Source organism: Mesorhizobium sp. M0854 (genome assembly GCF_040319815.1).
In the GTDB taxonomy this organism is placed as follows: domain Bacteria; phylum Pseudomonadota; class Alphaproteobacteria; order Rhizobiales; family Rhizobiaceae; genus Mesorhizobium.
This window is the reverse complement of the sequence record NZ_JAMYOL010000001.1, coordinates 617,098-624,540: the sequence shown is the minus strand read 5'-3', so window position 1 is coordinate 624,540 and position 7,443 is coordinate 617,098. Positions and strand designations below refer to the sequence as shown.

General features: G+C 62.6%; 7 protein-coding genes and 1 pseudogene. 7 read left to right on the top strand and 1 reads right to left on the bottom strand.

Features of this window, described 5'->3' with window-relative positions; all coding sequences use genetic code 11:
* A pseudogene (locus NKH99_RS02875) lies at positions 1-725 on the top strand (sugar-binding transcriptional regulator); the annotation flags it as partial.
* Between the two features lie 75 nt (positions 726-800).
* Here the strand turns inward: NKH99_RS02875 and NKH99_RS02870 are convergent.
* Positions 801-986 carry a hypothetical protein gene (locus NKH99_RS02870; RefSeq protein ID WP_023676996.1) on the bottom strand — a complete coding sequence of 62 codons (186 nt, stop codon included), beginning with the start codon at positions 984-986 and terminating at the stop codon, positions 801-803.
* Positions 987-1,096: 110 nt separating this feature from the next.
* Here NKH99_RS02870 and gcvA point away from each other — a divergent pair, with 110 nt between their 5' ends.
* From gcvA to NKH99_RS02840, 6 genes are all read left to right on the top strand, one after another.
* Positions 1,097-2,008 (top strand): transcriptional regulator GcvA, encoded by a 912-nt coding sequence (gene gcvA / locus NKH99_RS02865; protein ID WP_353012435.1) that lies wholly within the window; start codon positions 1,097-1,099, stop codon positions 2,006-2,008.
* A gap of 212 nt (positions 2,009-2,220) precedes the next feature.
* Positions 2,221-3,531, top strand: a complete 1,311-nt coding sequence (locus NKH99_RS02860) for an ABC transporter substrate-binding protein (protein WP_352814026.1) — start codon at positions 2,221-2,223, stop codon at positions 3,529-3,531.
* Between the two features lie 114 nt (positions 3,532-3,645).
* Positions 3,646-4,518: a carbohydrate ABC transporter permease gene (locus tag NKH99_RS02855; RefSeq protein ID WP_023676993.1), complete on the top strand. Its 873-nt coding sequence runs from the start codon at positions 3,646-3,648 to the stop codon at positions 4,516-4,518.
* A gap of 207 nt (positions 4,519-4,725) precedes the next feature.
* Positions 4,726-5,550 (top strand): carbohydrate ABC transporter permease, encoded by an 825-nt coding sequence (locus tag NKH99_RS02850; RefSeq protein ID WP_023676992.1) that lies wholly within the window; start codon positions 4,726-4,728, stop codon positions 5,548-5,550.
* 51 nt (positions 5,551-5,601) lie between these two features.
* A complete protein-coding gene (locus NKH99_RS02845; RefSeq protein WP_023676991.1) occupies positions 5,602-6,606 on the top strand; it encodes an ABC transporter ATP-binding protein in 1,005 nt (334 codons plus the stop codon).
* The gene (locus NKH99_RS02840) at positions 6,603-7,373 is read left to right on the top strand and encodes an L-iditol 2-dehydrogenase (protein WP_352449477.1); all 771 of its coding nucleotides are present in this window, start codon (positions 6,603-6,605) and stop codon (positions 7,371-7,373) included. The genes NKH99_RS02845 and NKH99_RS02840 overlap by 4 nt, the downstream gene beginning before the upstream one ends.
* Positions 7,374-7,443: the final 70 nt, after the last annotated feature.

Sequence of the window (7,443 nt, the reverse complement as noted above, 5' to 3'; positions counted from 1 at the left end):
CGCCGTATCGGGTCGTGGTGGTGCGGAGCGACCCTTCTGCTCCCTCCACCGTCATCGGCTCCCCCGTGGGGGCGGCGGCCTCTATCTAAGGGGGGCTGCGGTCGCGGGTGCCTTGCGTCATGCCGAGCGGAACCGGCCGCACGCTGAAGGCCGCGATCGAGCAACTGCCGCCGATGGAATGCCCGCAGCACAAGGTGGTATCGCTGACCGGCAACATCTCGCCGGACGGCTCGGCGGCCTTTTACAACGTCATCTTCACCATGGCTGACAGGGTCAAGGCGCGTTCGTTTCCGATGCCTTTGCCGGTCATCGCTTCCTCGCCCGAGGAGCGCGAGATGCTGCTCAGCCAGCCGATGATCCAGCCGACGCTGGCGCTTGCGGCCGAGGCCGACGTCACCTTTGTCGGCATCGGCGATCTCGGCCCGAAGGCGCCGCTTTACGAGGACGGCTTCATTTCGGAGGGTGAATTAAAGGCGCTGCAGAAGGCCGGCGGCGTCGCCGAGATCGTCGGCTGGGTATTCGATCGTGACGGCCGCATGATCGAGGGCATCACCAATGATCGGGTGTCGTCGGCACCGCTGCCGTCGCGCGAAAAGTCGCTGGTGATCGCGCTTGCCATGGGCGACCGCAAGCTGCCGGGCATCTTCGCCGCCGTCAACCGGCGGCTGGTCAATGGCCTCATCACCGATGAGCGGACCGCCGCCGCCTTGCTGGCGGGCGCATGATCTCCGAGCCGCTGGCGGTCGGAAACGATCATGTGAAATCGAAACGCATCTGAATCCCCGATAAAACGAGCGTCACTACTGGTGCCGGCCGCAAGGATCGTTGCCGTCGAGAAAGCCCATGTCGCGCTGCAGATGCGGCGGCAGCTCCCGGACGTCGAGATAGGCCCGTTTCCGCGCCGCGTGCCTTGCCAATCCCCGCGCCAATTGTGAAAACCAGCCATGGGCTGGAGCAAGAAGCAGCTTTTCCTGTATTGTGGTCATGATCGTCAGCCTTCGCTATCTCTAGGCGTAATTGATCTTCAATACGAAATATCGGTAGGACCGGCCGGTGCCGCCAATCAAACGTCGATCACTGCCCATAAGGAGGGCTTATGCCGGAGCTCAATTCACGACAGCTGGTTTCGCAGCTTCCTCCGCTTCAGGCGATCCGGGTGTTCGAGGCGGTGGCGCGGCATCTCTCGTTCACCAAGGCCGCCCAGGAGCTTGGCATGACGCAGGCGGCGGCAAGCTATCAGATCAAGCTTCTGGAGGAGCGCATCGGCGCGCCCCTGTTCTTGCGCCAGCCAAAACAGATCGTGCTGACCGAACCCGGCCAGCGCCTGGCGCCCGCGGTCAGCGAGGCGTTCGCGCTGTTGAGCGGCGCCTATGCCGCCGCGCGCACCGGCGCCGACGGCGTGCTTTGCGTTTCGACGCTGCTGACATTTGCCTCCAACTGGCTGGCGCAGCATCTCGGTTCATTCCAGGTCGCGCATCCGTCGCTGGCGGTGCGCGTCGATACTTCGAACAGGGTTGTCGACTTTGCCAGAGAGGATATCGACATCGCCATCCGCTCCGGCGGCGGCAACTGGCCGGGCGTCGAGACCCATATGCTTTTCAGGGCCGATTTCACGCCGGTCCTTAGTCCAAAGCTCGCGGCAAGCATCGGCGGCGTCACGGAGCCGGCCGACCTGCTGCGGCTGCCGATCCTCGACCCGGGTGACATCTGGTGGCGGGACTGGTTTGCCGCCGCCGGCCTGCCGGTCGAGGAGCTGGCCAAGCGTCCCGGCACCAGCATGGGCGCGCAGGCCTACGAGGCCAATGCCGCGATTGCCGGCCACGGCGTGGCGATCGTTACCAAGGCGCTGTTCAAGACCGAACTTGCCGACGGCCGCCTGATCCAGCCCTTTGATCTGGTCGGTGACGACGGCCACGCCTATTGGCTGGTCTATCCGACGGCACGACGCAACGTGCCGAAGATCCGCGCCTTCCGCGATTGGATCCTGAGCGAGATCGCTTGCCAGTAGGCTGAATCCCAGCAAGCCCGAGCAAAGCGCCGGGCCCAATCAGCCCGGCCGAATCCTTCGTCAGACATGCCGCAAACGTCCCAGGCTTGCCGCTGCACAAGACCCGGCGTGCTGCGCTGCAGCAACGAATCCGTCTTGACATAATTCATCGCAAGTGAGTAATTGCTCACAGCCAAGGCAAATGCTCATCTTGGTTTATGGGAGGAATTTTGATGAAACTTCGCACGTTCACCCTAGGCCTGTTCTCGGCCAGCGCCCTCGCTTTCGCCGCGCATGCCGAATCCATCACCATCGCCACGGTCAACAATGGCGACATGGTCCGCATGCAGAAGCTGACCGACGACTTCACCGCCAAGAATCCCGACGTCCAGCTGCAGTGGGTCACGCTCGAGGAAAACGTCCTGCGCGAGCGCGTCACCACCGACATCGCCACCAAGGGTGGCCAGTACGACGTGATGACCATCGGCACCTATGAAGTGCCGATCTGGGCCAAGCAGAACTGGCTTTTGCCGCTCGACAAGCTCGGCGACGATTACGACGTCAAGGACATCATCCCGGCCATAGCCGGCGGCCTGTCGGTCGACGGCAAGCTCTACGCAGCCCCGTTCTACGGCGAAAGCTCCTTCGTCATGTACCGCAAGGACCTGATGGAAAAGGCCGGGCTCAAGATGCCCGATGCACCGACCTGGGACTTCATCAAGCAGGCCGCCGACAAGATGACCGACCGCGCCAACGGCGTGAACGGCGTCTGCCTGCGCGGCAAGGCCGGCTGGGGCGAGAACATGGCCTTTCTGACCGCCATGTCGAACTCGTTCGGCGCGCGCTGGTTCGACGAGAACTGGAAGCCGCAATTCGACCAGCCCGAATGGAAGAACACGCTGCAGTTCTATGTCGACCTGATGAAAGCCGACGGCCCCGAGGGCGCGTCGTCCAATGGGTTCAACGAAAACCTGGCGCTGTTCCAGCAGGGCAAATGCGGCATGTGGATCGACGCTACCGTCGCTGCCTCCTTCGTTTCCGACCCGAAGAACTCCACCGTCGCCGACAAGGTCGGCTATGCGCTGGCGCCGGACAATGGCCTCGGCAAGCGCGGCAATTGGCTGTGGGCATGGTCGCTAGCCATCCCCGCCGGCACGCAGAAGGCCGACGCCGCTCAAAAGTTCGTATCCTGGGCAACCAGCAAGCACTATGCCGAGCTCGTCGCCTCGAAGGAAGGCTGGGCCAACGTTCCGCCGGGAACGCGCTCGTCGCTCTATGCCAATCCCGAATACCAGAAGGCAGCACCTTTCGCCAAGATGACGCTGGACTCGATCAACTCCGCCGACCCGACGCACCCAACCGTCAAGCCGGTGCCTTATGTCGGCGTCCAGTTCGTCGCCATTCCTGAGTTCCAGGGTCTCGGCACCACCGTCGGCCAGCTCTTCTCGGCGGCACTTGCCGGCCAGTCGAGCGTCGACGATGCCTTGAAGCAGGCGCAGGACGCCGCCACCGCGACGATGACCGAGGGCGGTTACATCAAGTAAGCTCCTCCCGGTGCCGGTTGCCAATGGCGACCGGCAACGGCCGCCCGAATCCCAGTTCGGGCGGCCAGCTTTCACACCGCTGAAAAACTTGGCCGACCTCGAAGGGTGACCGTCATGGCTACTCAGCAGACCCGTTCGCTTGCCCGTTTCATGATGGCGCCATCCGTGGTGCTGCTGCTGGTCTGGATGATTGTGCCGCTGGCATTCACGCTGTGGTTTTCCTTCCAGCAATACAACCCGCTCAATCCGATGCGCGACGGCTTCGTCGGGTTTTCGAACTACGCGCTGTTCTATTCCAACCCGGCATTCCTGCAGTCGATCCTCAACACGCTCACCATCGTCGTCAGCGTGCTTTTGATCACGGTGATTGGCGGTATTCTGCTCGCCCTTCTGCTCGATCAGCCGATGTGGGGACAGGGCATCGTCCGCATCCTTGTCATCTCGCCGTTCTTCGTCATGCCACCGGTGGCAGCACTGGTCTGGAAGAACATGATCATGCATCCGCAGTACGGGGTTTTCGCCGATATTGCGCGCTTCTTCGGCGGGCAGCCGATCGATTGGTTCGGGCAGCACCCGCTCCTGGCGATCATCATCATCGTTGCCTGGCAATGGCTGCCGTTTGCTACGCTGATCCTGTTGACCGCGCTTCAGTCGCTCGACGTCGAGCAGAAGGAAGCCGCCGAAATGGACGGCGCCGGCTTCATCAGCCGCTTCATCTATTTGACGCTGCCTCATATGTCGCGCGCCATAACCGTCGTCATCCTGATCCAGACGATCTTCCTGCTGTCGGTCTATGCCGAGATCCTCGTCACCACCAATGGCGGCCCGGGTTACGCCTCCACCAACCTGCCCTTCCTCGTCTATCAGAAGGCATTGCTGGAGTTCAAAATCGGCCAGGCGTCCGCCGGCGGTATCATTGCCGTCATTCTCGCCAACATCGTTGCCTTCTTCGCCATGCGCGCTGTCGGCAAGAACCTGGATAAATAAGGGAGGATAAGATGGCACGTGCGCTGAACCACCCCCACTCCGTCCCGCTGCGCGGGACACCTCTCCCCCTGCCCGGGAGAGAGGAAAGGCCTGCATCGAAGCCGCGCCCTTCCTCTACCCCGTCGATCGGGGGAGAGGTGGTTTGCGCAGCAAACCGGAGTGGGGGTCGACCCTGCCGCCAACATCGCCGATAGGGAGGACCTGACCATGGCACGTGCAGTCACCACCCAGCACAAGACGATTGCTACCGCGGCCGCCTGGATCGTCGCGCTGCTGATCTTCTTCCCGATCCTCTATACGATCATCACCTCGTTCAAGTCGGAGCAGGAGGCTATCCAGGGCTTCAACCTGTTCCCGTCGGGAACCACGGAGAGCTATTCCGAGGTCCAGGCGCAGAACGGCTATTTCAAATTCTTCCTGAACTCGGTGTTCCTGTCGGTCGGCTCGACCATCCTGGCTCTGCTCGTCGCCATACCGGCGGCATGGTCGATGGCGTTTTCGCCGGGCAAACGCACCAAGGACATCCTGATGTGGATGCTTTCCACCAAGATGATGCCGGCCGTCGCCGTGCTGTTTCCGATCTATCTGATCTTCCGCGATACCGGTCTGCTCGACAGCCGCATCGGCCTGATGGTCATGCTGATGCTGATCAACCTGCCGATCGTGGTCTGGATGCTTTACACCTATTTTCGCGAGATCCCGGGCGAGATCCTGGAAGCGGCGCGCATGGACGGCGCATCGCTCTGGAACGAGATCATCTACGTGCTGACGCCGATGGCGGTCCCCGGCATCGCCTCGACCATGCTGCTCAACATCATTCTCGCCTGGAACGAGGCGTTCTGGACGATCCGGCTGACCACCACCGAGGCCGCGCCGCTCACCGCTTTCATCAGCTCCTTCTCCAGCCCGCAGGGGCTGTTCTGGGCCAAGCTTTCGGCCGCCTCGACGCTGGCGATCGCGCCGATCCTGATCATGGGCTGGTTCAGCCAGAAGCAGCTGGTCCGAGGCCTGACATTCGGTGCGGTAAAGTAGCGGGCATCGCCTGACGCAAAACGAAAAGATAGCCCTTCGGGGGAGGAAACCATGGGAAACATCACGCTCAAGAACGTCTCCAAATCCTTCGGGGCGACGTCCATCATCCCCGGCCTCGATCTGGTCATCGAGGACGGAGAGTTCGTCGTCTTCGTCGGCCCGTCGGGCTGCGGCAAATCCACCCTGTTGCGTCTGATCGCCGGTCTCGAGGATACCAGCGGCGGCACCATCATCATCGATGGTCGCGACGTCACCGGCGAGGCGCCGGCCAAGCGCAAGCTGGCTATGGTGTTCCAGTCCTATGCGCTCTACCCGCACATGACGGTGGCCAAGAACATCGCCTTCCCGCTGAAGATGGCGGGCGAGGACCAGGCGACCATCGACAAGAAGGTGAAGGACGCCGCGCGGATCCTGAACCTCACCAACTACCTCGACCGCCGCCCCGGCCAGCTCTCCGGCGGCCAGCGGCAGCGCGTCGCCATCGGCCGCGCCATCGTGCGCCAGCCGTCGGCCTTCCTGTTCGACGAGCCTTTGTCCAATCTCGACGCGGCGCTGCGCGGCACCATGCGGCTGGAGATCAGCGAGCTGCATCACCAGCTCAAGACCACCATGGTCTACGTCACCCACGACCAGATCGAGGCGATGACCATGGCCGACAAGATCGTCGTGCTCAATGCCGGCAATATCGAGCAGGTCGGCTCGCCGATGGAGCTCTATAAGACGCCGAAGAACCTGTTCGTCGCCGGCTTCATAGGTTCGCCGAAGATGAACCTGATCGAAGGCGCGCCGGCCGCCAAATATGGCGCCAAGACAGTCGGCATCCGCCCGGAGCATATGAACATTTCGAAGACGTCAGGCGACTGGAAGGCGACGGTCGGGGTTGCCGAGCATCTCGGCTCCGACACGTTTTTGCACGTCCAGGCGGATGGTGTCGGGCAGCTGACGGTGCGTGCCGACGGCGAGTTGGCCGCCCATCACGGCGACACGATCTACCTGACGCCGGAAAAGGCCAAGCTGCATCGTTTCGGCGCCGACGGGAAGGCGATGCTGCAATGAGGCTCCGGGGTAAATCGGCGCTGATTACCGGATCGGCGCGCGGCATCGGCAGGGCGTTTGCCGAAGCCTACATGCGCGAAGGGGCGACGGTCGCGATTGGCGACATCAACCTCGAAGCCGCCGAGAAGACGGCTTCGGAAATCGGCCGCAATGCCTACGCGGTAAAGCTCGACGTCACCGATCTCGCGTCTATCGATGAGGCCGTCAAGGCGGTCGAAGCCAGGGCCGGCGGCCTCGATATCTTGATCAACAACGCTGCTTTGTTCGACTTGGCGCCGATCGTCGAGATCACCAAGACAAGCTACGACAAATTATTTTCGGTCAACGTCGCCGGCACGCTGTTTACGTTGCAGGCCGCCGCCCGTTCTATGATTGCCCGCGGCAAGGGCGGCAAGATCATCAATATGGCAAGCCAGGCCGGGCGCCGCGGCGAGGCGGTGGTTGCCGTCTACTGCGCCACCAAGGCCGCGGTCATCTCGCTCACCCAGTCGGCAGGGCTCGACCTGATCAAACACCGCATCAACGTCAATGCCATCGCCCCGGGTGTCGTCGACGGCGAGCATTGGGACCATGTCGATGCATTGTTCGCCAAGTTCGAGAACCGGCCGAGGGGCGAGAAGAAGAGGCTGGTCGGCGAAGCCGTGCCTTATGGCCGCATGGGCACGGCGCAAGACCTCACCGGCATGGCGGTGTTCCTGGCCAGCGATGAGGCCGAGTACATCGTCGCCCAGACCTATAATGTCGATGGCGGCCAGTGGATGAGTTGAGGGGGCGAAGGCGCTCTTCCCCCCGTCTCCTCCACGGGGGGAAGAGCCGTCCCGCTAAAGGGTAAAGCAG

Bases quoted from the DNA above. Each gene is read 5' to 3' on its own strand.
- NKH99_RS02870 (WP_023676996.1), bottom strand. From the start codon at position 986: ATGACCACAATACAGGAAAAGCTGCTTCTTGCTCCAGCCCATGGCTGG.
- gcvA (WP_353012435.1), top strand. From the start codon at position 1,097: ATGCCGGAGCTCAATTCACGACAGCTGGTTTCGCAGCTTCCTCCGCTT.
- NKH99_RS02860 (WP_352814026.1), top strand. From the start codon at position 2,221: ATGAAACTTCGCACGTTCACCCTAGGCCTGTTCTCGGCCAGCGCCCTC.
- NKH99_RS02855 (WP_023676993.1), top strand. From the start codon at position 3,646: ATGGCTACTCAGCAGACCCGTTCGCTTGCCCGTTTCATGATGGCGCCA.
- NKH99_RS02850 (WP_023676992.1), top strand. From the start codon at position 4,726: ATGGCACGTGCAGTCACCACCCAGCACAAGACGATTGCTACCGCGGCC.
- NKH99_RS02845 (WP_023676991.1), top strand. From the start codon at position 5,602: ATGGGAAACATCACGCTCAAGAACGTCTCCAAATCCTTCGGGGCGACG.
- NKH99_RS02840 (WP_352449477.1), top strand. From the start codon at position 6,603: ATGAGGCTCCGGGGTAAATCGGCGCTGATTACCGGATCGGCGCGCGGC.